General features: G+C 52.7%; 17 protein-coding genes, 1 tRNA gene and 1 riboswitch. Of the genes, 8 read left to right on the top strand and 10 right to left on the bottom strand.

Annotation, left to right across the window (positions count from 1 at the left end; translation table 11 throughout):
* Nucleotides 1-10 precede the first annotated feature (10 nt).
* Nucleotides 11-1,057: a LacI family DNA-binding transcriptional regulator gene (locus PSAB_RS01965; RefSeq protein ID WP_025332911.1), complete on the bottom strand. Its 1,047-nt coding sequence runs from the start codon at nucleotides 1,055-1,057 to the stop codon at nucleotides 11-13.
* Nucleotides 1,058-1,279: 222 nt separating this feature from the next.
* Here PSAB_RS01965 and PSAB_RS01960 point away from each other — a divergent pair, with 222 nt between their 5' ends.
* Entirely contained in the window at nucleotides 1,280-2,728 is a 1,449-nt protein-coding gene (locus PSAB_RS01960; protein WP_025332910.1) for a glycoside hydrolase family 32 protein, read from the top strand.
* Nucleotides 2,729-3,190: 462 nt separating this feature from the next.
* Here the strand turns inward: PSAB_RS01960 and PSAB_RS01955 are convergent, their stop codons facing one another.
* A complete protein-coding gene (locus PSAB_RS01955) occupies nucleotides 3,191-3,556 on the bottom strand; it encodes a YmaF family protein (protein WP_193373912.1) in 366 nt (121 codons plus the stop codon).
* A gap of 76 nt (nucleotides 3,557-3,632) precedes the next feature.
* Nucleotides 3,633-5,048, bottom strand: a complete 1,416-nt coding sequence (locus PSAB_RS01950) for a glycosyl hydrolase (protein WP_025332908.1) — start codon at nucleotides 5,046-5,048, stop codon at nucleotides 3,633-3,635.
* A gap of 247 nt (nucleotides 5,049-5,295) precedes the next feature.
* Here PSAB_RS01950 and PSAB_RS01945 point away from each other — a divergent pair, with 247 nt between their 5' ends.
* Entirely contained in the window at nucleotides 5,296-6,177 is an 882-nt protein-coding gene (locus PSAB_RS01945; RefSeq protein ID WP_025332907.1) for a glycosyltransferase family 2 protein, read from the top strand.
* Nucleotides 6,178-6,312: 135 nt separating this feature from the next.
* Here the strand turns inward: PSAB_RS01945 and PSAB_RS01940 are convergent.
* Nucleotides 6,313-6,384, bottom strand: a tRNA-Thr gene (locus tag PSAB_RS01940).
* A gap of 257 nt (nucleotides 6,385-6,641) precedes the next feature.
* Nucleotides 6,642-6,950 carry an MTH1187 family thiamine-binding protein gene (locus PSAB_RS01935; RefSeq protein ID WP_025332906.1) on the bottom strand — a complete coding sequence of 103 codons (309 nt, stop codon included), beginning with the start codon at nucleotides 6,948-6,950 and terminating at the stop codon, nucleotides 6,642-6,644.
* Between the two features lie 326 nt (nucleotides 6,951-7,276).
* Nucleotides 7,277-7,508: riboswitch (cobalamin riboswitch) on the top strand.
* A 205-nt stretch (nucleotides 7,509-7,713) separates the two neighbouring features.
* Here PSAB_RS01935 and PSAB_RS01930 point away from each other — a divergent pair.
* The 5 genes from PSAB_RS01930 (at nucleotide 7,714) to PSAB_RS01915 (ending at nucleotide 14,525) form a co-directional block, all read left to right on the top strand.
* Nucleotides 7,714-9,699: an anaerobic ribonucleoside triphosphate reductase gene (locus PSAB_RS01930; protein ID WP_025332905.1), complete on the top strand. Its 1,986-nt coding sequence runs from the start codon at nucleotides 7,714-7,716 to the stop codon at nucleotides 9,697-9,699.
* Complete coding sequence (gene nrdG / locus PSAB_RS01925; protein WP_025332904.1) at nucleotides 9,696-10,214, top strand: anaerobic ribonucleoside-triphosphate reductase activating protein; 519 nt, start codon at nucleotides 9,696-9,698, stop codon at nucleotides 10,212-10,214. The genes PSAB_RS01930 and nrdG overlap by 4 nt, the downstream gene beginning before the upstream one ends.
* Before the next feature lie 93 nt (nucleotides 10,215-10,307).
* Nucleotides 10,308-10,469 carry a hypothetical protein gene (locus tag PSAB_RS25655; protein WP_158442547.1) on the top strand — a complete coding sequence of 54 codons (162 nt, stop codon included), beginning with the start codon at nucleotides 10,308-10,310 and terminating at the stop codon, nucleotides 10,467-10,469.
* Nucleotides 10,470-10,918: 449 nt separating this feature from the next.
* On the top strand, nucleotides 10,919-13,252 hold the full coding sequence (locus PSAB_RS01920) for a ribonucleoside-diphosphate reductase subunit alpha (RefSeq protein WP_025332903.1): 2,334 nt from the start codon (nucleotides 10,919-10,921) through the stop codon (nucleotides 13,250-13,252).
* Nucleotides 13,253-13,493: 241 nt separating this feature from the next.
* Nucleotides 13,494-14,525 carry a ribonucleotide-diphosphate reductase subunit beta gene (locus PSAB_RS01915; RefSeq protein ID WP_025332902.1) on the top strand — a complete coding sequence of 344 codons (1,032 nt, stop codon included), beginning with the start codon at nucleotides 13,494-13,496 and terminating at the stop codon, nucleotides 14,523-14,525.
* A gap of 87 nt (nucleotides 14,526-14,612) precedes the next feature.
* On the opposite strand, the gene PSAB_RS01910 is transcribed toward PSAB_RS01915, so the two are convergent.
* Genes PSAB_RS01910 through PSAB_RS01900 form a run of 3 tightly spaced genes read right to left on the bottom strand, consistent with a single transcriptional unit; the run spans nucleotide 14,613 to nucleotide 18,614 of the window.
* The gene (locus PSAB_RS01910) at nucleotides 14,613-15,935 is read right to left on the bottom strand and encodes a sensor histidine kinase (RefSeq protein ID WP_025332901.1); all 1,323 of its coding nucleotides are present in this window, start codon (nucleotides 15,933-15,935) and stop codon (nucleotides 14,613-14,615) included.
* The gene (locus PSAB_RS01905) at nucleotides 15,928-16,605 is read right to left on the bottom strand and encodes a response regulator transcription factor (RefSeq protein ID WP_025332900.1); all 678 of its coding nucleotides are present in this window, start codon (nucleotides 16,603-16,605) and stop codon (nucleotides 15,928-15,930) included. The genes PSAB_RS01910 and PSAB_RS01905 overlap by 8 nt, the downstream gene beginning before the upstream one ends.
* A gap of 44 nt (nucleotides 16,606-16,649) precedes the next feature.
* Complete coding sequence (locus PSAB_RS01900; RefSeq protein ID WP_025332899.1) at nucleotides 16,650-18,614, bottom strand: ABC transporter ATP-binding protein/permease; 1,965 nt, start codon at nucleotides 18,612-18,614, stop codon at nucleotides 16,650-16,652.
* 349 nt (nucleotides 18,615-18,963) lie between these two features.
* Here PSAB_RS01900 and PSAB_RS01895 point away from each other — a divergent pair, with 349 nt between their 5' ends.
* Nucleotides 18,964-20,085, top strand: a complete 1,122-nt coding sequence (locus PSAB_RS01895; protein WP_025332898.1) for a Gfo/Idh/MocA family protein — start codon at nucleotides 18,964-18,966, stop codon at nucleotides 20,083-20,085.
* A 132-nt stretch (nucleotides 20,086-20,217) separates the two neighbouring features.
* On the opposite strand, the gene PSAB_RS24390 is transcribed toward PSAB_RS01895, so the two are convergent.
* Nucleotides 20,218-22,362 (bottom strand): methyl-accepting chemotaxis protein, encoded by a 2,145-nt coding sequence (locus PSAB_RS24390; RefSeq protein WP_025332897.1) that lies wholly within the window; start codon nucleotides 22,360-22,362, stop codon nucleotides 20,218-20,220.
* 189 nt (nucleotides 22,363-22,551) lie between these two features.
* On the bottom strand, nucleotides 22,552-23,106 hold the full coding sequence (ssuE, locus tag PSAB_RS01885) for an NADPH-dependent FMN reductase (RefSeq protein ID WP_025332896.1): 555 nt from the start codon (nucleotides 23,104-23,106) through the stop codon (nucleotides 22,552-22,554).
* Nucleotides 23,107-23,159 lie beyond the last annotated feature (53 nt).

The raw sequence follows: 23,159 nt of genomic DNA, 5'->3' as shown, positions 1-23,159 counted from the left end.
TATGTAGGATTTAATTTAGTGCGGGCGTGGAGCCTCTGAATACCAGATCCGTGCCCACATGAGTGACTTGGAAGGGCCTTGATGGATCTTTCATTCTTGATAATAACATCTCGGCCGAAATAATGCCCATATGGTTGCTGTAAATATGCACCGTCGTAAGGGGAGGCTCGACCACACGTGACTCCGAAGAATCGTCAAAGCCGCATACCGCAACCTCTTCCGGCACCTTGATCCCCTTGTGTTTCAGGGACTTCATGACGCTTATCGCAATGAAATCATTGGCGCAAATAAAGACAGAGGGCCATTCCTTCATCGCATCCAGCTTCCGCTTCATCCAGTCGCCTTCCAAAAAGAAGTTCCGGTCCGGTTCCACGATGCAGTAAGAAGGGTCCGGCTCGATTCCGGATTCGTTCAACGCTTTGTTAAATCCGGCCCATCGCTCGTTAAAGCTTTTGCAATGATTGTAATCGCCTACAAATCCGAAGCTCCGGTAGCCCTGTGCAATTAATTTCCGGGTAAGAGAGTACGTGCTGTGCTGATTTTCCATCAGTACCAGATCCGCCTTCAGTTCCGGGTGGAAAATATCGGCTGCGCAGTCCACAAAGATGGCCGGAATGCCAAGGCTAGTGACCAGCCCGCTGTATTCCTTGTTGAACATCTCGATACAGATGATGCCGTCCACATTGGAAGCTTCAAAGTTGCCGGGGAGAGCCAAACCGCCCATTTCGTTCTCACGGATAAAATAAATCGACAAGGTGTAGCCCTCGGCGCTGATCCTTTTCTCCAGTCCGCTGATCAGCTGTGATCCAAAATGCGAGCTGTTGGGAAGATTGGAGGTCAGAAGAGCGATATTGCCCTGACTTTCGGGGACCTGGCCCGCCGTGTCTATATCCATATAGGCGAATTGCTTATACTTGAGCTCGGCCGCCTTCCTGAGCACCTTGTTCCTTGTTTCTGCCGGTATGCTTTCAACACCGTTGAGCGCCTTGGATGCCGTGTTTCTGGATATTCCCAAAGAATCGGCGATGTGTTGAATGGTAACTTTCGGTTTCCTCATGAATGTTGTTCCACCTTTGTTTATAGCACCCTTCTTAATTATTTAATATAAAGCATTCCGGCGCTATTCTCAATGCATAATTTACAAATGAACAATTCTATCTTTACATTTTCATTGACATTTTCCAAGTATATTTGTTAAATTGTAAATTAATCATATTGTCAAATGTAAAATTCCGAACCTGTTCAACTTGCAAATCCCAACCGGAAGGCGGTAGATCGCATGGGCATTTTAAAAACAGCCAATCAAAGGCCCGTACTGCATTTTTCTCCCAAGCAAAACTGGATCAATGATCCGAACGGACTCGTTTTTTTGGATGGAGAGTATCACCTGTTCTATCAGTACCATCCCTATTCTTCGGTTTGGGGACCGATGCACTGGGGGCATGCCGTCAGCAAGGATCTGACAACGTGGGAAGAGCTCGATATCGCCCTGTACCCGGATGATAACGGAACGATCTTTTCCGGCAGCGCCGTTGTCGATTGGAACAACACCACCGGATTTTTCCCGGACGAGCCGGGAATCGTGGCTATTTTCACCAGCCATTTGGGCGGCAGCGAAACGTCTCCCACCGTACAAAGCCAGAGCCTGGCATACAGCCATGACAACGGAAGAACCTGGATCAAATACGAAGGAAATCCTGTTCTGACGCATTCGAGCAACCCGGATTTCCGCGACCCGAAGGTCTTCTGGTCCGAATCGCATTCAAAATGGATTATGGCTCTGGCTACGGGCCAGACCATCTCCCTGTATTCTTCTCCCAACCTGATTGATTGGACGTTCGAGAGCGAGTTTGGCGACGGAGCGGGTTCCCATGAAGCCGTGTGGGAATGCCCGGATTTGTTCGAGCTTGCCGTCCAGGGGACGGATGAACGCAAATGGGTGCTGCTCGTCAGCGTCGGCGACAACGCGGAGCTGGAGCACGGCTCCCGCACGCAGTATTTTGTCGGCACCTTTGACGGAAGTGTCTTTACGCCGGAGCACAGCGACATCCGGTGGCTCGACTACGGCAAAGACAACTATGCGGGCGTCAGCTTCTCGGATATTCCGGAGGAAGACGGAAGAAGAATCTATGTCGCCTGGATGAACAACTGGCGGTACGCGAACCAGATTCCGAGCTCGGGATGGCGCGGCTCCATGACCATTCCTCGCACCTTGTCGCTCCGGACGTCCGAGGGCCGGACACTGCTGCACCAGCACCCGGTTAAAGAGCTGGACCATCAGTTTACAGAATCGGTTGCTCTGCCCGACCTTCTCCTGTCCGCGGGGAAAGAGTTCGAGTTCAAAGCCGAGGCGGACTGCGCCGATTTAAATCTTCATCTGGAGCGGTTTGAAGCCGCGGAATTCGGCATCATTATTCATCATACCGGCACCGACCGGACCGTTCTCTCTTACTCGGCCGCCGATCGGACCCTCTCTCTGCGGAGAGAGCAATCCGGGGACACCGGATTCTCGGCCATGTTCCCGCTGCCGCAGACGACAGAGGAACTCGGCCAGCTCAAGGATATCCGCGTGCTCATCGACGCTTCCTCGGTCGAGGTTTTTGCCAATGACGGCCTGTCCTCCATCACCAGCCTGATCTTTCCGGAGAAACCTCTCGAACGCCTGTCGTTCTATACGGTCGGCGGCCAAGTTCAGCTGCGAGGCGGCTCAGTCAAGCTGATTCGATAGCCTTATCTCTTTACGTCATCGCCCTAAACAAGCCCGGTCTTCCGCTAAAGCGGAGAGCCGGGCTGTTTGTCTAACTTGCCCGGACGGAAAAATGGAAAAGGAAAACCACGGGTTAGGCGATAACACTAACACGAATCAAAACGATGCATACACTAGTCTAAGAAAACCAAAGGAGGTAAAAGTAATGAGCGAAGGCTATGGAAAAATGTTCACTTCTACAACTGTAATCTTGGTGCTTTATATCCTCTTGGTCATTGTCCTCAAAACTTTCTAGTCAATTCGCCCAAAATAAGAGTCTACTTCAAAAGTAGGCTCTTATTTTGCCAAGTTCGCTAAAGTTAACAAGAAGCTTTGTAATGGACAAGCGTTTAAGTATGCGTGCAAGGGGGATGGAAAAAGCGGCGGCGAGGTCATTTTACTTCATCTCGCCGCCGTGCTTTTTCTTTTACATGGATAGGTTCATTAAGTTAGCGGCGATTCAATCAGGGTCGCGAAACGGAACTGGTGGGTATGACCGTCGTTCAACGTCGTCCGGCCGGTTACAAAGTGTACATGCTTGCCGTTTCCGACCGGAATGGCCGGTCCTGTTCTGATCTTTTTCAGATTGTGAAAATGGTCCAGAAAATCCGTATTTTCCAGATTAATTTCATGGACATGACTGTTTCCCGACCGAATCGCTTGCCCTGTAACGCCGGCAAACCGGTGATTGTGCCGGTCTGCGCCTTCTTCCGCCAGTCTGGTGCTGCCTTGAAATTCATGAACATGTCTTTGTCTGGAAGATCCGGTTCTCTTCTTTCCCGCAAGCCGTTTCTTTTGCAATCTCAGCATCCTCCTTAAATCTGTATGGAACATCACACCATTGTATTAAGGCAGCTTAAGATAAGTACTGGGCGGCTATCCGGAGTTACCCAGAATACAATTGCGACTGCGGGATCACTTCCTTCGGCTGGCTGGGGCTGGACCACGAGAGGCTTACGGCAGCCTCGGGATCGCCTCCGTTGAAATAATGCAGCTCGATAAAATAATATTTTCCGGCCTCCAGACGAAGGGTCACGGAATGCTCCTGCGTGCTGTGTACCGTCCAGTCATCCAGAAGAAGGTTGTTGTCCAGATACAGCCTTACGCCGTCTGAGGCCTTCGTGTACAGCGTATAATCTTCGGAATATCTGGGGCGAAGGTATCCTGCCCACTTGATGGACATGCTGTAATTGCCCACCGGCGTTCCCTTCATCCAGTTATAATCGATTTTGGGCACCGTTTTGCCCAGATAGTACTTTTCAAAGTTAGTCCCGACGTAATAATCTCCCCATAAACCGTTTCCGATGGATGTATCGGGCGGGTACACGGCATTTTCCGGCGGGTATTGTTCATCCAGGGTCAGCACGAAAGGATCGTTATACAGCGCTTGCAGCTTATCCGCCGGGTTACGACTTCCATCTTTTACATAGCTGCCCCAGGTCATGAACCACGAATACATATATTGCTTCTGCCGAAGTGTGGTCGGATCCGGATTCTGACCGTTCTCGGTAATCGCGATGATCCTGCCTTCACCGATCCGCAGCAGCTCCTGATGATGCCAAGCCTTGAAGTCGTTGTTATAGATATCCATGCCCAGCGCATCCGCGCGGTTGTGGCCCACGTAAAAATCGGCGGCGTTCTGACACCACTGGTTGTTTGCGTTCGGACTCCAGACCCACAGCAAGTTATTAAGGCCATGAACATTCACGTACCGGTTGTACATGATCTCCCACAGATTATTAAACTTCGGCTGGCCGCCCCACCAAAACCACGTTCCGTTCATTTCATGATAAGGACGCCAGAGAACCGGGACATCCGCGTCGCGAAGCGCCTTCAAATGCTCTGCGACTTGATCGATATCCTCAATCAGCGCGTTGTACAGATCCGTACCCGGTGTGATGATGGGCTCAAACTGTTCAGGCGTACAGTCGGCTTGTACATTGGCCCAAGTGTTGGCGGTTCCGGGGAATGTCGCATGGTAGGTAGCCGTGATGATGCCGCCTTTATTCAGCACCCAGTCTTTGCAGGCATTGACCACATTGGCCCGCTGATTATAGACGGTCTGGTCGCTCTGGCCGTTGATTGCACCGAATTCCACGCCTTTGAGCTTCGGGTATTTGCCTGTCTTGCTGAAAATGTACGGACTGAACTGGTTCGGAGACTCCAGATATTCATGCTGCCCGGAGATAATCGCCTTGCCCTGCAATTGGTACAAATACGACAATAATGCTCTGGCTGACGAGGATATATTCGGATTTACCGGTTCTTTCGACAAAAGACTTCGAATCTTTCTGTCATCCATCGCTTGTCACCTCCTTTTTAATAGAGTATGAATGCCGGATGAAAGTTGGAACGGCAGGACCTCCCGGAAAATGCGCTGCTCGAAAAAGGCAGAATAATGGCTTCTCTTGTTGGTATTGTCGAAGCAGTCCTGGCTGCCGACAACAAATACACTCCGACCATATGCCTTTTTTCTGTTCTTCTATCGCGCATTAGTGTGTCTCATCATAACCTGTTAATGAGAGACAAGGACTTAGGAGGAATGCCGGGTGCCAAAAATATCTGTAATTATGCCGGTCTATAATAACGCACTGTATTTACAGGAAGCAGTTAACTCAATTTTATTGCAAACGTTGACCGACCTGGAATTGATCATCATCGATGACGGATCAACTGACGGATCAGCAGGAATCATACATGAAATAGGAGACACAAGGGTAAGGAAAATATTCCATTCCGAGAATATGGGTATTGTAACTTCTCTGAATCAAGGACTTGATCTGGCTCGGGGTCAGTACATCGCGCGTATGGACAGCGATGATATAGCCGCACTAAACCGCTTGGAAGTGCAGGCTTATTTTATGGATCAGAATCGCAGCATAGATGTTTGTGGAACAGGATACACAACTAACTATCTTGGACCCGTCAAGTTAAATCCTATGAATCACGAAGAAATAAAGGTCTGGCTATTATTTTATTGCTGCATATTACACCCTTCCGTGATGATGCGCCGAAGTTCAGTAAATCGTCTTCATATTCGTTATGATCATAACTATCCCCACGCCGAAGATTACGAACTGTGGAATCGGCTTTCCACATGCGCGCAATTAGCAAATATCCCTCATAATTTAATGTATTATCGACTTCATGGGGGACAAGTGTCCAATACGCACCGAGCCATACAAGATGATTCGGCACGGAGAATCCGTCAGAGACAACTTTCTGGGCTGGGCATCCAATTATCGGATGAGGAATACGCACAATTGGTTAAATTGGCTGAGTTCCGGGTGAATGCTGAAAATTATGAGGAGTATCAAGCAGCAGTAGGTTTTGCTAATTGGCTAATTGAGCGAAATAGACAATCCCGTGTGTTCAACGAAGAACTTTTAACAATGGCTCTATCCAGATGTATATCGAGAGTTCCATACTAAAAAAACCGCTAGGCGAATGGTGTACCCCAAATCAATTGGAGTTTTGACCATACAGTGGAAGAGCTTCTCTCCAATAGCTAAAAAAAGGCGCAGTCCCGAAATCCCGGAACCTGCGCCATTCTTGTCTTTATAGGATGCTGGTGAAGGGAATTGAACCCCCGGCCTACGCATTACGAGTGCGTTGCTCTACCCCTGAGCTACACCAGCATGTTGTAAATTTTCCGTCACAACAGAAACTATTATACCTTGTTTGGCGAAAAAATCAACTCTTTTTCCGCCCCGGATTGGTAAGGATTCAGCTCCCTGCGAAAGAGAATGCCCTGACCCAACCTGTGGGGAGCGCAGGTCGGCGCTGCATACGTTCGATTGGAGCCAACCGGCGGGCGCCAGCCATTGGCCGCCTCCCTGCGGCACGGTGGGCCGCAGGGCCGCAATCATGCCGGGCCCTGGCGCCCCGCCCGCTCTTATTCTCCGTGCAGCTTCCGCTCTACCGACTCCAGCTTCTGCTTGCTGCTGGCCGCTTTGTCACGGCGGTCGTCGATTTTGAGCGCAGTGGACACGCGCTGGGCACCGGCCGCGAACGGCGTCTCGTGCAGAACCTCGACGGCCGCCAGAATGCGCGGCAGCGGGCCTTCAATAATGGTTCCCATAGATGTAAGCTCAAAGGTAATGCCCTCAACGCTCTCCAGTGCGCGCTGCATCCCGGCGACGTAGCTGCTGAGACTGGTGCTGCCGGTCCCGATCGGAATTACGGTAATTTCGGCGATAGCCATTTGAATAGCCTCCCTCTCCATACTGAACTTTTGGAAACATCCCTGCCATCTTTCCTATATTGTAGCAACTGGGGAGCCGGGCTACAAATCATTCTCTCTCATTCATCAGTGGCCGGAGAGCATGCGAGATTGGTTGAGGCAAAATCGAAGGCAAATCCGGACACTAACGAGCCCGGTATGCCCACCTTTTCCACCCCCTAAGCGGCAGGTTTGTGGATGAATTTGTGGATTACCTGTGGACCGTTTGTGGATGTTCTGTGGATATCAAAAAATCAAAAAATATGTTTACAGATACAATATATTGGGTTATCTTAAATAAATCACAACAAAATATAGTAGAATCAGGTGCTTGACTCTCTGACGGAGAGTTCGAGCTTAATAGGGAAGCGCGGTGCGAATCCGCTGCGGTCCCGCCACTGTAACCGGATGCCCCTCCTCAGGCGAGGACGAGGGCGGCATCTTCCGGCATAGGGCCACTGAGAGCGCAAGGCAGCTCTTCGGGAAGGCGCCGGAAGAACAGACGGAAGCCAGGAGACCTGCCTGTTTCTTAGAGACACCATTCATACCAGCGCCTGCGAGGAACAGGAGAGGTGTCCGCTATGTATTTTTAGATGACCGGGCTTTGTTCAATCGGGCCGGGCTTGCATAGTGGCATTTTCTGCGTTCTTTGGCGGGAAATGCCTTTTTGGAATGCAGGAAAGGTACCCGAAGGCAAGACAACCAAAGTTTAAGACAGGGACGTTACGGAGAGGAGAACTGCACAATGACGCTGCTGGAGAAACGGCAAACAAGCGGGCAAAGCGCAAACGAAGTTCTGTTGGAGGAAGTTATCGGTCTGGGGCGCGATATTATCGACAGCCGGGACATGGATCTGCTGAGGGAGAATGCCAATCTTAACGGGGAAAGCTTCTCCGGCAAGATGAGCAAATTCGGCAGCGAGTATTCCAAGTGGTATGCCCGCAGCTTTACGATGCCGCCACAGCTTGTGCAGGCGATCAAGGAAAACGTCGTCTACGTGCACGATCTGGACCAATACGCCATCGGAACGACGAACTGCATTTTCATCCCGTTTGACAAGCTGCTCCGGCAGGGCTTCAACACCGGCAACGGCAGCGTGCGGCCTCCGAACTCCATTATGACGGCTATGGCGCTTACGGCGATTATTTTTCAATCCCAGCAAAACGCTCAATACGGCGGCGTATCCGGAAGCAAGCTCGACCACGATCTCGCCCCTTATGTGGCCAAATCCTTCGCCAAGCAGTTCCGCAAGGGCCTGGATTATTTTGAAGAAGGACAAGCAAGCGAGGATCTCGGGGAAATCACCATGAGCCGGACCGATCTGAAGGAACGGTACCCGAAGGCCTTCCGCTACGCGCTGAAGGAGACCGAGAGCGAAACGCTCCAAGCCTCCGAGAGTCTTATACATAACCTGAACACGATGTCTTCCAGAGCGGGCGGACAAATTCCGTTTACCAGCATCAATTACGGCACCTGCACCTCGCCCGAGGGACAGCTTGTTATCGATTCCCTGCTGACGGCGACGATGAATGGACTGGGCAGCGGAGAAACGCCGGTGTTCCCGATTCAGATCTTCAAATGTAAAAAAGGCGTGAACCAGCAGCCGGGCGATCCTAACTACGAGCTGTTCCTGAAGGCTGCGGAATGCTCGGCGCGGCGGCTGTACCCGAATTTCGCGAATCTGGACGCCCCGCTGAATCTGGCGTACTACGACCCGGCGAACCCGGATACCGAATTCGCAACCATGGGCTGCCGCACCCGGGTGCTCGGCGACCGCTTCGGACGCAATTACTGCTCCGGCAAAGGCAATCTGTCATTCAATACGCTCAACCTTGTCCGGCTTGGCGTCCAGCACGGGATCGTTACGGGTCTGCGGCAAGCGGCGGATGAGGGAGGCTTCTATCATGATCTCGATCATTATATGGAAATTGCCCTGGAGGGTCTTCTTCACCGCTTCCGCATCCAGGCGGCGCAAAAGGCCAAAGCGTCCGACTTCATGATGCGCGAGGGCGTATGGGAAGGCGGGGAACTGCTGGAACCCGAGGAGCAAGTGAGTGAGCTGCTGAAGCACGGCAGCCTGTCCATCGGCTTCATCGGGATAGCCGAATGCATGAAGGCGATGTACGGCAAGCATCACGCCGAGGATGCCGAGGTGTACGACAAGGCGCTGGCCATCGTCCGGCATATGCGCGAGTTCTGCGACCGCAAAAGCGAAGAGCTCGACCTGAACATCACCCTGTTCGCCACTCCAGCGGAAGGGCTGTCCGGCAAATTCACCAAGATCGACCGCAAGGAGCTTGGCGAAATCGAAGGCGTTACCGACCGCGAGTATTATACGAACTCGTTCCACGTTCCGGTCTACTACCCGACGGGCGCGGCGAACAAGATCAAGCTCGAAGCCGCGTTCCACGAATACTGCAACGCCGGTGCGATCTCCTACGTCGAGCTGGATGGCAATGCGCGCAGCAATACGACGGCTTTTGTCCAAATCATCCGTTACGCCCTGGAGCAAAATATCAGCTATTTCAGCATCAACCATCCCGTGGACCGCTGCTCCGGCTGCGGCTATGAGGGCGTCATCGGCTCGAACTGCCCTTCCTGCGGCGCACATGAAGAGAAAGTGCATATCCGCCGCCTGCGCCGGGTCACAGGCTACCTGACCGGAGACTACCAGACCCGCTTCAACGCGGCCAAGCAGGCCGAGGTTAGGGACCGGGTCAAGCATCTATGAATATATGCGGCTACTACCCGGAATCCATTAACGAAGGCGAAGGGCTGCGGGCCGCCGTCTTCATCAGCGGCTGCCGCCACCGCTGCCCGGGCTGCTTCAATCCCGAAACCTGGAATTTCGGGTATGGCGAGCCCTTCACCCCTTCGCGGCGGCGGCAGATCATCGGCGACATGGCGGCCAATCCGCTGCTGAGCGGTCTGACGCTGGCGGGGGGCGATCCTTTTTTCTCCGCGGAGGAAGCTGCGGAGTTCATTGGCGAGGTGCGCGGAACACTGCCGGATTTCCCGGTGTGGATCTATACCGGCTACACTTTCGAAGAGCTGGCGGCGATGCCGGGATCGCCCGAATGGAAGCTGCTGTCTCTGTGCCAGGTGCTGATTGACGGGCGCTTCGAGGAAGCCCTGAAGGACACGACCCTTCGCTTCCGCGGCAGCTCCAACCAGCGGATTATCGATATTCAGGCCAGCCTTGCAGGCGGCGCGGAGCCCGTGCTGTGGCAGCCGGTTCTGCTGTAGCCTGGGCGGGGAGCGGCGTGGCGAGCCGAAAACTCCCGGCGGGTTGGTGTTAGCCCGCAAGGCTGTAAGCCGGCCCTCGGGAGCGGCCATGCGATGCGAGAACTCGCGGCGGGTTGGCAGCGGAAGTTGAACCGGGACAGGCAAATGGGCCAAGGGGCTAAACGGGCCGGAGCCCTGTATAGACCGGAAGCTCTTGATGGCAAGGGCCTGCGTTGGGGCCAGTTTGCGAATGAGGCGACCTACCAATCTTCTTAGCTGAACTGATAGTGCCGTCAATTAAACCCGAGAATGCTGCTTGGACCCTACTTCTTGCTTCGACCCTTCTATAGCGGATATGCGGGAATTTCTCCCGTTTATTTTTATCATATAAGTATCTTTGAGTTATTAAGACGGAAATTCTCCAGCTTATTTGTCCGTTTTCTCCCCATTTGGGCTCAAACGGCAAATTATGAGGGAGGATTTCCCGTTAAACTTAGTGCAATGCTCGTTCAAGGGCTTATAAACGGGAGAAATTCCGGTTTATAGGTCCGGACCGGGCCTAACTATGCGCTTAAATATATCAATTTTTGATATTGAAAATTATATATACACACTGCGGTTATCCATAGTAAGGCCGCATTCATACTTACTTATGTCCCTTATTTATTCATGCCCTTTAATCTTCATCCCATAAAAATTTTATGCAGTGAAAGGAAGCGATCCGAATGCCCCAACTCGTAGTGAAACCCGACAACCGTCAGCTTGCCTTTGATGAAATGCGTCTTTCCGTTTATGCCGACCGTATTCTTAGTGGACTGGACAATCTGAATAAAGAAACGCTGCTGCGCGGCGTGAATGCCAAGCTGCGGCGCGATGAGGTTAGCGGCGAGGAGATCAGCAGTGCTTTTACAATGAGCGCCCTGGAGCTGGTGACCAAGGAAGAACCGGACTGGAAATTCGCCGCCGCCCGCTCCCTACTGACCTCCCTCTATAAAAAAGCGGCGGTCAACCGCCGCTACAAAGCGTACCCGGACGAGCCGTACGGCGCGCTGTATCCGCTGATTGAAGGCCTCGTCAAAAAAGGTGTGTACCGCGAGGAACTGCTGACCGCCTACACGAAAGAGCAGATTGAAGAGCTGGGAGCCTGCATCGACGCGTCACGCGACCTGCTGTTCGACTACATCGGGCTGCTCACGCTGTCCGACCGCTATCTGGCCCGCGATTTCGACGGGCGCGTCATGGAGCTGCCACAGGAGCGCTACATGATCATCGCCATGTACCTGATGCATCAGGAGCCTGCGGAGAAGCGTCTGGAGCTGGCGAAGGAAGCCTACTGGGCGATGAGCAACATCTATATGACCGCCGCCACCCCAACGATGTCCAACGCGGGCAAAAAAGTCGCGGGCCAGCTGTCCAGCTGCTTCATCGACACCGTCGACGACTCGCTGGAGGGCATCTTCGACTCCAATACGGACGTGGCCCGTCTCAGCAAAATGGGCGGCGGTATCGGCGTCTACCTTGGCAAAGTGCGCGCCCGCGGCTCCGACATCCGCGGCCACAAGAATACAAGCTCCGGCGTCATCCCCTGGATTCGCCAGCTGAACAACACCGCTGTCAGCGTCGACCAGCTCGGCACCCGCAAGGGCGCGATCGCTGTCTATCTCGACGTGTTCCACAAGGATATCCTCGCGTTCCTGGATCTCAAGCTGAACAACGGCGACGAGCGCATGCGCGCCCATGACGTCTTCCACGGCGTCTGCCTGCCCGACCTGTTCATGGAAGCCGTGGAAGCGCGGGGACAGTGGAATCTGTTCTGCCCGCATGAGGTGAAGAAGGTGATGGGATGGAAGGATGCGAACGGCCGCGCCCTTGGCCTTGAAGACTTCTATGACGAAGAATTCGGGCAAGGCTCCTTCCGCGAGAAATACGCCGAAGCGTCCGCCCACCCGGAGCTGACCCGCATCACCGTTCCGGCTATCGACATTATGAAGCGGATCATGAAATCGCAGCTTGAGACCGGGACGCCGTACATGTTCTACCGCGATACGGTCAACCGGGCCAATCCGAACCGTCACAAGGGCATGGTGTTCTCCTCCAACCTCTGCACGGAAATTATGCAGAATCAATCTCCGACTGTGGTTGAGCACGAGGAACTGGTGACGAAGGACGGCCAGACGCGGATCGTCATCTCCAAAATCCCCGGCGACTTTGTCGTCTGCAATCTGAACTCGATCCATCTTGCCCGCGCGGTTCCGGCCGGGGTACTGGAACGCCTTATTCCGATTCAGGTTCGCATGCTGGACAACGTCATCGACATTAACAATATCGAAGTGCTCCAGGCGCAGTATACGAACAGCCAGTATCGCGCCGTTGGCCTCGGTACCTTCGGCCTGCATCACTTGCTCGCGCTGGAAGGCATCCGCTGGGAATCCGAAGAAGCCGTAGAATATAACGATCATCTGTACGAGCATATTAACTACCTGCTCGTCCGCTCCAGCATGGAGCTGGCCCGCGAGAAGGGCCGCTATCCGAAGTTCGCCGGCTCCGACTGGGAGACGGGCGCTTACTTTGAACTGCGCGGCTACACCAGCGGCGAACGCGAAGGCAAATTCGTCACGGCCGAGCAGTGGCGCGCTCTGAAGGAAGAGGTCGCGCGGGACGGCGTCCGCAACGCCTGGATGTTCGCGATCGCGCCGAACGGCTCGACGTCGATCATCGCCGGCTCGACGGCCAGCATCGACCCGCTGTACGATCTGCTCTCCTACGAGGAGAAGACGACCTACAAAATCGCCAACCCGGCCCCGGATCTGTCCGAGAAGACGATCTGGTACTACAAGACGGCGTTCCTGATCGACCAGAACTGGTCGATCCGCATGGCTTCGGCCCGCCAGCGCCATGTGGACCAGGGCCAAAGCTTCAACCTGTACGTTCGCCCGGACATCAAGGCGACCGAGTTCCTGGACCTGCACCTGAACGCCTGGAAGGGCGGTCTCAAATCGACCTATTACGTGCGCAGCCGTGCGCTGACGATCGAGGAGTGCGAGTCCTGCGCAAGCTAATTCGCTGCTTCGTTTGTCATTGATTTGCTTGCCAAAGATACGGGTGTGAAGCAACGAAGGGGAAGTTTGGAGCTGGAGAAGCGTTAGCGTTCGCCTTTGTCTCCGGATTTTATCCGCATAGAGCGGAATAATCGAAAAATCTGGAGACAACAGCGATCGGAAGCTCAAACATTCACCGGAAGTTGCGGCCATCACCTGATATCCGATCATTTTGCTCAAGATAACAGAGGAGTGACCAGCCATGCAGCTGCAAAAAATATTCAACACCGAAGCCCCAAACCAATCCACCCGCATTATCGAAGGCGAATGCTCCGGCATTCTGAACTGGAACGACATCCGCATGCCGCACATGTACAAGCTGTACAAGGTGCTGCTGCTGAACCACTGGATCGCCGACGAAATTCCGATGTCCAAGGACGCCCAGCAGTTCCCGCTGCTGGACGCCGAAGAGCAGCGCGTGTTCAAAATCAACATCTCCCTGCTCGCTGTGCTCGATTCGATGCAGACGATGTTCGTCGGCGACGTGAAGCGTTATTTTACCGACTCTTCCTTAGAGGCCATTTCGGCGATTATCGGGCAGCAGGAGGTCGTGCATAACCAGTCCTATTCCTACGTCCTCTCCTCGATCGTTTCCGAGCGGGAGCAGAAGGAGATCTTCGAATACTGGAAGCATGATCCCGTTCTGCTGGAACGCAATCAGTTCATTTCGGAGATTTACCAGGAGTTCCGCGATAACCCGTCGCGGCAGAGCTTTTTCCAGGCGCTGGTGGCGGACCTGATTCTGGAGGGGATTTTCTTCTACAGCACATTCGCCTTCTTCTACAACCTGGCCCGAGACCAGAAAATGATGGCGACCAGCCAGATGATCTCCTACATCCAGCGGGACGAGAACCAGCACTGCTACTTCTTCGCCGAAGTGTTCAAGCAACTGCTTGAGGACTTCCCGGAGCTGAACACCAAGGAAAATATGGACTATGTGTACCGGACCATCGACCGGGCCGTTGAGCTTGAGACGAACTGGGCGCATTATACGCTGCAAGAGGTACGCGGCATCGACCTTCGCGAACTGAGCGACTACATTAAATATATCGCCAACAAACGCCTCACCCTGATGGGACTGGACAAAGCGTACGAGGACGTGGATGTGAACTGCATGCCGTGGATCAAGCCTTTCTCCGACGAAGCGCTGAACGCGACGAAGACCGACTTCTTCGAAGCCAAATCCCGCAACTACGGCAAGGTGGGCGACGACAACGGATTTGACGATCTGTAACCTGTTAGAAAACAAAAGCTGCCAATACCCTGTAAATGGAGGGGTTGGCAGCTTTTTGACCGTTGTATCGGAAATCCGAACGAAGCTCTATAAAGGGATCGAAACCGTAAAACAGGTTTCCTTCCCTTCTTCACTTTTGACCGCTATTTTATAATGATGAAGCTCGATAATTTTCTTCACAATGGACAATCCCAATCCATTTCCGCCCGTTGAACGCGTTCTCGCTTTATCCACTCTATAAAATCTTTCAAATATAGACGAAAGGTCCCGTTCCGGAATTCCTTTGCCTGTATTTTTAATATGAATGTCGACGGCCTGATCCGATTTATCCATCGACACTTCAATCAGGCTGTTCGTATCGGAGTATCGTATTGCATTCGCAATCAGATTTTGCCACACCTGTTCAAGTAAATCCCGGTCCGCTGTGACGCTGCAAATATGCAGATTCAGCTCCACGTCCAGGTTCTTCTCTGTCCATAACGGTTCGGATACCAGAATCACTCTGCGGAGCTGCTCGTCCAACCGGTAGGTTACAGGATGAAAGGGATGATGCTCCGAATCCAGTGAAGCCAGCCGGAGCAGATTCTCGCTTAATCTGGAAAGACGGAGCGTCTCCTCATAAATAATATCAAGATGCTCTTTTTGCTGTTCCGCCGGAATGACTCCGTCTCTCATCGCCCGGGTAAACCCCCGGATCGAGGTCAGGGGACTTTGGATTTCATGGGATACGTTCATGACGAAATCTTCCCGTATTTTATCGATATTCTGAAGCTCGCTCGCCATATCATTAAAGCTGTCCATCAACGTTCCGATCTCGTCCTTCCTTCGGTGTGCAAGACGATAGGATAAATTTCCTTTGGCCATCTCCCGCGCCGCGCCCGTCAACCGGCTTACCGGTTCAACCAAGTAACGCGAGGTCAGCAAAATGAGCAAAATTCCGACAAGCAGCACACTAATAAGACCAATGAGCACTATTTTAAGAATACTCTCCAAAAAGCGGCTGAAGTCCACCTTAAGAATCATGGAATGTCCGGCCCCATCAATATCCGGCACACCGATAAAACGGATCGGCCCATCCTTCGTGTTCAAAAATACAGGCTTCTTCAATCCCTTATCAAACAGCGGGGATGCCTCCTCGGCGCTCAACGAAAAGGGAAGCTTGCCGCGTTCCTCCACGACCCCAGCCTGCACATGATAATGGGATAAAATTTCCGGCAGCCGGTCGCGGTACTCCGGCGCGGTTATCCTCCAGAGCGAAGCAGCATCCTCCGCTATCTTCAGGAAAGGCTGATCAACAGCCACTTCTCTCATTGAAAATAACCGGCTGATCGTGAACGCTATAAACAGGCTGATAAACACGATGGCAACAAAAATGGCAATAATTTGGACCCGAAGGCTTTTTCTAAACATGCTCCATAGGCTCCATTCGATATCCGAGTCCTCTAACCGTTGTTATGAGCACGGAAGGGAATGGCTCCATTTGCTGGCGTAAACGTTTGATATGGACATCAACCGTCCGCTCATCTCCTTCGTAATCCATCCCCCACAAACTTTCGATTAGCTGTGTCCGGGTAAAAATACGGCCGGGTGAACCGGCCAGCATAAATAACAGCTCGCATTCTTTCTTTTTCAGGTGTACGGTCATCTCCTGCGAAGTCACCGTTAACGATTCAAGGTCCACCGTGATTCCATCCAGTTGAATGGTCTTGGTAGCGGTCATGTTGTACCGTTTGAGAAGAGATTTCACCCGCAGAACCAGCTCAACCGGATCAAACGGCTTGACCAAATAATCGTCCGTCCCCGCTGTGAACCCTCTGACTTTATCCATGGATTCGCCTTTCGCCGAAATGATCAATATCGGGATATCCAAGTATCCGCGTATCGCTTCGGTTAACTCTATCCCGTCAATGCGGGGCATCATGACATCCACAACCATTAAATCGACTTTGGTATGCGCCACGTAATCCAGCGCTTCCTGTCCGTCCTCCGCCTCAATGACATCGAAAGAGCTATTTTCCAGATAAAGCTTGATTAATTTACGGATATGGGGCTCATCGTCCACAACCAATATCTTGTTCATTCCCGGGTCCTCCAGTCCTGCGGTTTCCATCCGACTCCAAAATGCTATTCGTACCGAAGTGATTCCATAGGGTCCAACTTGGCAGCTTTGGATGAAGGGAGCAATCCGGCCATAACGCTGATCAAAGTGCTGATACCTAATCCAAAGAGCATATACGAAGGCGTTAATTGAATCAGCTCCACACCAAATGCACGGTCAAGAATCATATTAAGCACAAAGCTGACCAGCAAGGCGCCCGCAATGGCAATTCCACCGCTCAGCAGGCCAATCAGGGCCGATTCAGAAAAGAAAATGCGCTGAATATCTTTCTTCCTTGCGCCGATTGCACGTAAAATACCAATCTCTCGGGTACGCTCCACTACGCTTACATACAGAACGATCAGAATCATTATACCGGAAACCAGCAGGGAAATACCTGCAATGGCGGCGAGCACCCAGGAGGCCAGATTGATATAGGTTGTCAGCTGCTTCATAAGCTTGGTGGTGGGAGATGTCACAAATCCGGCGTTCTCGATATCCGTTTTGATATGTTCCACATCATTCACATTTGCGGCATAAGCATTAAGCTGCAGCGGACTTAAACTGATCTTGTGCTGCTTATAGGCTTCTTCAAGCGTGCTGTAAGCCACATAAGCATCCGCTCCCCCAACCGGCCCCCTGTCCGCCTGCTTATAGATTCCCGAGACAGTAAGCTCTTGTTCCACGATAACGGGTTGATTGCTTGAGTTCATTTCGTTCACAAATAATTTGACGGATTTCCCTACGAGGGTGCCGTATGATTGTTCATTGGTTAAGCGCTGCGCAAAACCGGTCGATAACAGCACCTCATTCCCGGACGGAAGGGTTCCCGCTTCGATATTGCTCTCTGTAACCGAATCCGTAACGGTCTGCAAGGCCGGAAGCGCATAATTTTTACTACCGTATACGATGTTGGATTTCTCTCTGATAGTCGTTGCTTTCTCTACGCTCTTCACATCTTTAATACCGCTTATCTTCGCCACATCTTCTTCGGTAAACGGATCTCCTACCAACCTCTCAGCGGGCGGGCCACCCTGCGCCTTAACGTTCCCGCCTGCCGACTTCACTACGTCAATAAGAAGCGGATTCGTGCTGGAATTAATTTGGTCGTTGATATAGCCGGTTACGCCATTCCCTAGCGACAGCATCAACAGGACGCTGGATATACCGATTGAAGCTCCCAAAGCGACAAGCATATTTCTTTTGGCCTTTAATTGCATGTTTCGGATCGCCAGTTTAAAAGAAGCCAGAAAGCTTAAGCTCTTCCCTTTTTTATCTACCGATTTCTTCTCCGAATGATAACGCTCTTTTAAAGCCTGGTCTTCCCTTATGCTCCCATCCTCTACCCTTACAATCCGGCTGCCGAAATCGGCCACTCTTTGTGAATGCGTTACTGTAATGATGAGAACGCCTTTTTGCGCGATAGAGTCAAGAAGCTCCAGAATTTGTTCACTGGTTTCTTGATCAAGCGCGCCTGTCGGTTCATCCGCCAAAATAATATCCGGATCGTTCGCCAATGCCCGCGCAATGGCAACACGCTGCTTCTGCCCCCCCGACAGCTGATTCGGCCGCTTCTTCACATGCCCCTTCAAGCCCACTTCCTCCAAAATTTCCAGCGCGCGCCGGTTTCTTTCCTTCTCGCTTTTATCCATCATCTGCATCGCAATGGTTACATTTTCAAGCACGGTCAGATGGGGAATCAGGTTGAAGCTCTGAAAAATAAACCCGATTTTATTTTTCCGGTACGCATCGATTTCCTTCTCTTTCATGGATCTCAGCGATTTCCCCTGTACGATCACTTCACCTTCGTAATCCGAATCCATGCCGCCGATAATATTCATGAGCGTTGACTTTCCCGAGCCCGACTCTCCCAGAATGGAAACAAACTCGCCGCTGTCAAAGCTTAGATTTACGCCGCGGAGTACCGCTATTTTTTCCTTTCCGGCCAGCTTGTACGATTTGTTTACATCTTTGATCTCTAATAATTTCATGCTTCATCCTCCACTTATCCGTTTCTCTTCCTGCCTACATCCTACCCGTTCAATGTGAACTGAAAATGAACTGGAAGCAGTGGCGTAAGAATCGAAATCCGCCGATATTCCCTCAAAAAAACTGCAGCTTACAAAAAATAGCAGCAAGTCCCCGGTTATTGGATACTTGCTGCTATTCCGGTATCCGGGATGCAGGCCTCTTTCGAGCCTATCCCCAGTTATGTTTCCCGTCATACTCCCGCCTGGGAACAAAAAAGTGCCCACTTACATTAACTCAGTACTTGTACTATCGTAACGTTATAGCCGCATTTTAACCTAACAAACATTCCATTCACAAGGAGTTGGGGTTATGAAAATAAACAAACGGGGAGTCGGTGTCATTGGTGCGAATATGAACGGGTCCTGGGGAGCACTTGCCCACCTTCCGGCATTGCTCGCGCTTCCTGAATTTCAGGCGGCCGCCGTTTGCACCACCCGTCAAGACAGCGCTGATGAAACGGCGAAGCATTTTGGCATCCCCCATGCTTTTACCGATCCGTATGAGCTGGCCATCCATCCGGATGTCGATCTGGTAACGATCGCGGTTAAAGTACCCGAGCATAAGAAGCTGGTACAAACCGCGCTGCAGGTCGGAAAATCCGTCCTTTGCGAGTTTCCGCTCGGACGATCGTCCGCTGAGGCGGCTGATTTGCTCCATGCATCAGAAGAAAAGGGGGTCCGTCATTTTGCCGGACTTCAGTCCCGGGCCAACCCGGCTGTCCGCTACCTGAAAGACTTGATTGCCGAAGGATACATCGGGGAAATCCGGGCCGTACACTGCAGCTACGCGCTGCCTCTCTTCCCTTCACGGTCAAAGCAGATCCCTCAATCCCGAGTCTATTTGCTGGACAAGACAAACGGAGCGAACCATCTAACAATAGCCGCTGGGCACTTGCTGGATGGGCTGACGTATCTGCTTGGCCCCTTCTCAGAAGTGTCGGCGGTTCTGGAGACACAGGCTGAGCGGATACCCACGATTGAAACAGGAGAGGTCGTTCAAGCCACCTCGCCCGATCATGTGGTCATCATCGGCAAACTGGCGGGCGGAGCGATTATGAATACCCATATCCGCAACACCCACATCGGACATTTCTCGATTGAAATAAACGGGACGGAAGGCGACTTGATCCTGCAATCGAACGAGAACTTCATGTTTCAGATCGACTCTTTCACGCTGAAGGGAGCGCAGCCGGGCAACAAAGCCTTCGGCGATCTGCCCATTCCTCCACAGTATATTTTGCAGCCTTCGGGTCTGCCAGCGGGTCCCGCATTTAATCTGGCCGGGCTGTACAGGGAAATTTACAGCGATCTGGAGAACAACTCCCGCCTGGCTCCCGATTTCCATACGGCACTGGCCGCCCATACATTGATCGACGCGGTACAAAGAGCCGCCGATACCGGGACGAGACAATCAACGGAGCCTATGAACTAAAATACAGCCGCCAAACGTCTAAAGCCCAAAAACGAACCCATTCCCGCAGAAAGCGAAAGAATGGGTTCGTTTGCCGGCGCTGCAAGGTTTATTTCACAGGGCGGTGGGGACAGGTCGGCGGGAAACGGGCTTCTATACCCGGAAGCGGTTTACCAGCACCTGCATCCCTTCTGCCATATCGGTTACAGCATGGAAGGACGAGGACATCTCTTCCATCGATGCGAGCTGCTGCTCGGCCGCGGCGGAGACGTCCTGGGTTCCGGATGCGGTGGTATTCGCTACGTCGGAGATGCCTTGAATCGACTGCACGACATACCCTGTACCGGCTGAGATTTGCTGGGTGGCCGCCGATACTTCCTGAACCTGATTCTTCACCTCGTCGACATAATGTTCGATCTCGGTGAACAAGCTGCCCGCCGTATGGACAAGCTCCATGCCCAGATCCACCTCCTTCGTTGCCTCCTGCATGGAATTTGCCGCATGGCCGATGTCGGATCGAATGGTCTGAATGAGACCGGCGATCTGTTCGGCGGAACGGGAAGATTGCTCGGCCAGATTCTTGACCTCCTCGGCGACTACCGAGAAGCCGCGTCCGTGCTCTCCCGCCCTGGCCGCTTCAATGGCGGCGTTCAGCGACAATAAATGAGTCTGCTGCGACAATTGCGTAATGTCCTCATTCATTTGCCCGACTTGCTGGGATATGGATGACAGCCGGGCAATGACCTTCCCGACCCTGTCGACGGAGCCGGTGATGGACTTCATCTGTTCAGTGACGGTCCGAACGGCTTCCCCGCCTTTGGACGATTTGAGGGAGGCGGTGGACGTTGTTTCGGCAACCGAAATGGCGCGCTCGGAGATTTCCTGAATTTGCGCTGCCACCTCATGAATGGTATGTACGCTTTCTTCCACCTTCAGCACCTGAAGACCGGCGCCGTCGGCGATTTTTTCAGTAATTCCCGCGATATGCCCGGACGCTTTGGAGGTTTGCTTGGCGCTTTGGGACAACTGCTCGGCAGAGGCCGCCAATTGGCTGGAAGACTGGCCGATTTCGGTCAGAACGGACTTGAACGACTCGGCTATATGATTAAAGCTGTTGGCAATCACCTTTAGCTCATCCTTGGTATCGACATGAAACCGGACGGATAGATCCCCGTCGGCCATCCGGGAGGCCGTCTGCTTGATCTCGGTCACTACCCGGGTAATCGACCGGTAAAGCGCCGTGAACAAATACAGCGAGAACAGAATGGCCGCTCCGCCGATCAGTTGGGTCCAGAAGACCTGCCGGTTGCGATCCTGAACCTGCTGCTCCAATCGGTCATTGACCCAGCCGATTCGTGCATTCCACTGCGCAAACGAACGGTTCAGCGCATTCTCCGACAGCTCCAGCCATTCACCCTGATTCAGTGAGACCTTAAGCGGCAGCAGCACTCCGGATTCCACCTTGTCCAGCGCAAGCGCAACACTCTCCTGTGTCCCCGCATCCCCGGCTCTCACCGCTCCCAGCGACTCATCCTGGCCTGCGGCGCCGCCAGTCGGCGAATAAATACGGTTCCAGCCGCTCTGCACGGAATCCCAGTCGGCGGCTATCGTGTTCTTGACCACATCATCAATGGTGGTCTGCGCTGCCGCGGTCAGCGTATCCACCTGAAACAATCCGAGCTGATGCAGGAACGAAGGGAATTTGCGGAGAGTCTCTTCTTTGATCAGGAACAATTCGGGATCACTCTCCAGCAAGAGCTCCGACTTCACCCCCAGAAGGTCGATCAGCTCCACCGTCTGGTTCAACAGCTGCATATGTACGTCGAGACTTTCCAGGCGTCTCAAATTGGGGCCTTCTTTTTTAACTGCGTTCCATTGGTCCTGGTAAGCCTTCCATTTCTCCTGAAGGGAAGCGTCGCTTGGAAAGGCGACCAGTTGGGTCTTAAGAGACTCCAGCGACCGGTCGATCTCGGCTTCGGAGTTCTTTAGCTCTCCGTTATCCGGCACCCCCGCATAAGTACCTGCCTGTACGATCGAATGCCGCTCCATCAGCCTCAAAAGTCCTCCCGTTATTTCCACTGCCTTCAGTCCCTCGATCTGAACCTTCGTAACCGCAACCGAGCTTCGGGATTCGACCGCGGATTGCCCAGCCAATACAAACACCGGCACAAGTACGGCTATTCCGATCAGAGTGAACTTACCCAGAAAAGACAATCTGTTGAGTAAAGCGATTCCCGGCTGGAGTCCAAAAAACCTCCATATATTCTTCGTTTTACGTGAACCAACCCATGAGCTCATGACCTTTCCCCCTACATCCATCTTTAATCTAGACTATTCCTAGTTAATTACTATGAAATCTAACATGATTATTTTTTGGAGTCAATGAATTAAGTAGTATATAAAAAAATAAAGACACCCCTTTCGGGATGTCTCTACCTGTTAGAAATGGAGCGGTCGCTTCCGGCACGGGCCCCTCGTTCAAGCCGGTTAGCCCTGCGCCTTGCGCGCCGCTTTCAGCTCCGTCTCTTCTGCAAATTCCTCCAGCGCATTGTTCAGCCGCAGCTGCAGCTCTTCCGCGATCTCCACCACGCCCTGATCGTTCCGCACGACCTGGGAATCGACGGCGTATACGCCGCCCAGAATGTGGCGCGCGCCGAGCACGGACAGCACCGGCTTCAGCGCATAGTCGATCGTCAGCAGATGCGCCAGACTGCCGCCCATGAAGAGCGGGAGCACGATTTTGCCGGCAAGGCCTTTCTGGGGAATGAGATCGAGGAACGTCTTGAGCACACCGGTATAGGATGCCTTATACACCGGACTGACAATGACGAGCGCATCCGCTTCGGCTACAAGCCCGTTCGCCTTGACGATCGCTTCGCTCTCAAACTTCGTATGAATCAGATCCTCCGGCGGCAGTTCCGCCACATTGATCCGGCTGGCTTCAAATCCTTTGCCCAGAAGCGCATGCTCGGCGTGCTCAATCACCGCATTGATGCGCGATACAAGGGACGGCGTCCCGTTGATTATCACAATCTTGGCCACTTTTCCACCTCTTCTGTCTGCTCGGGCTTTAGCCGGCCCGTACTTCCGACAAT

The sequence above is a fragment of the Paenibacillus sabinae T27 genome, assembly GCF_000612505.1.
In the GTDB taxonomy this organism is placed as follows: Bacteria; Bacillota; Bacilli; order Paenibacillales; family Paenibacillaceae; genus Paenibacillus_AQ; species Paenibacillus_AQ sabinae.
This window is presented reverse-complemented; position numbering and strand designations above follow the sequence as displayed.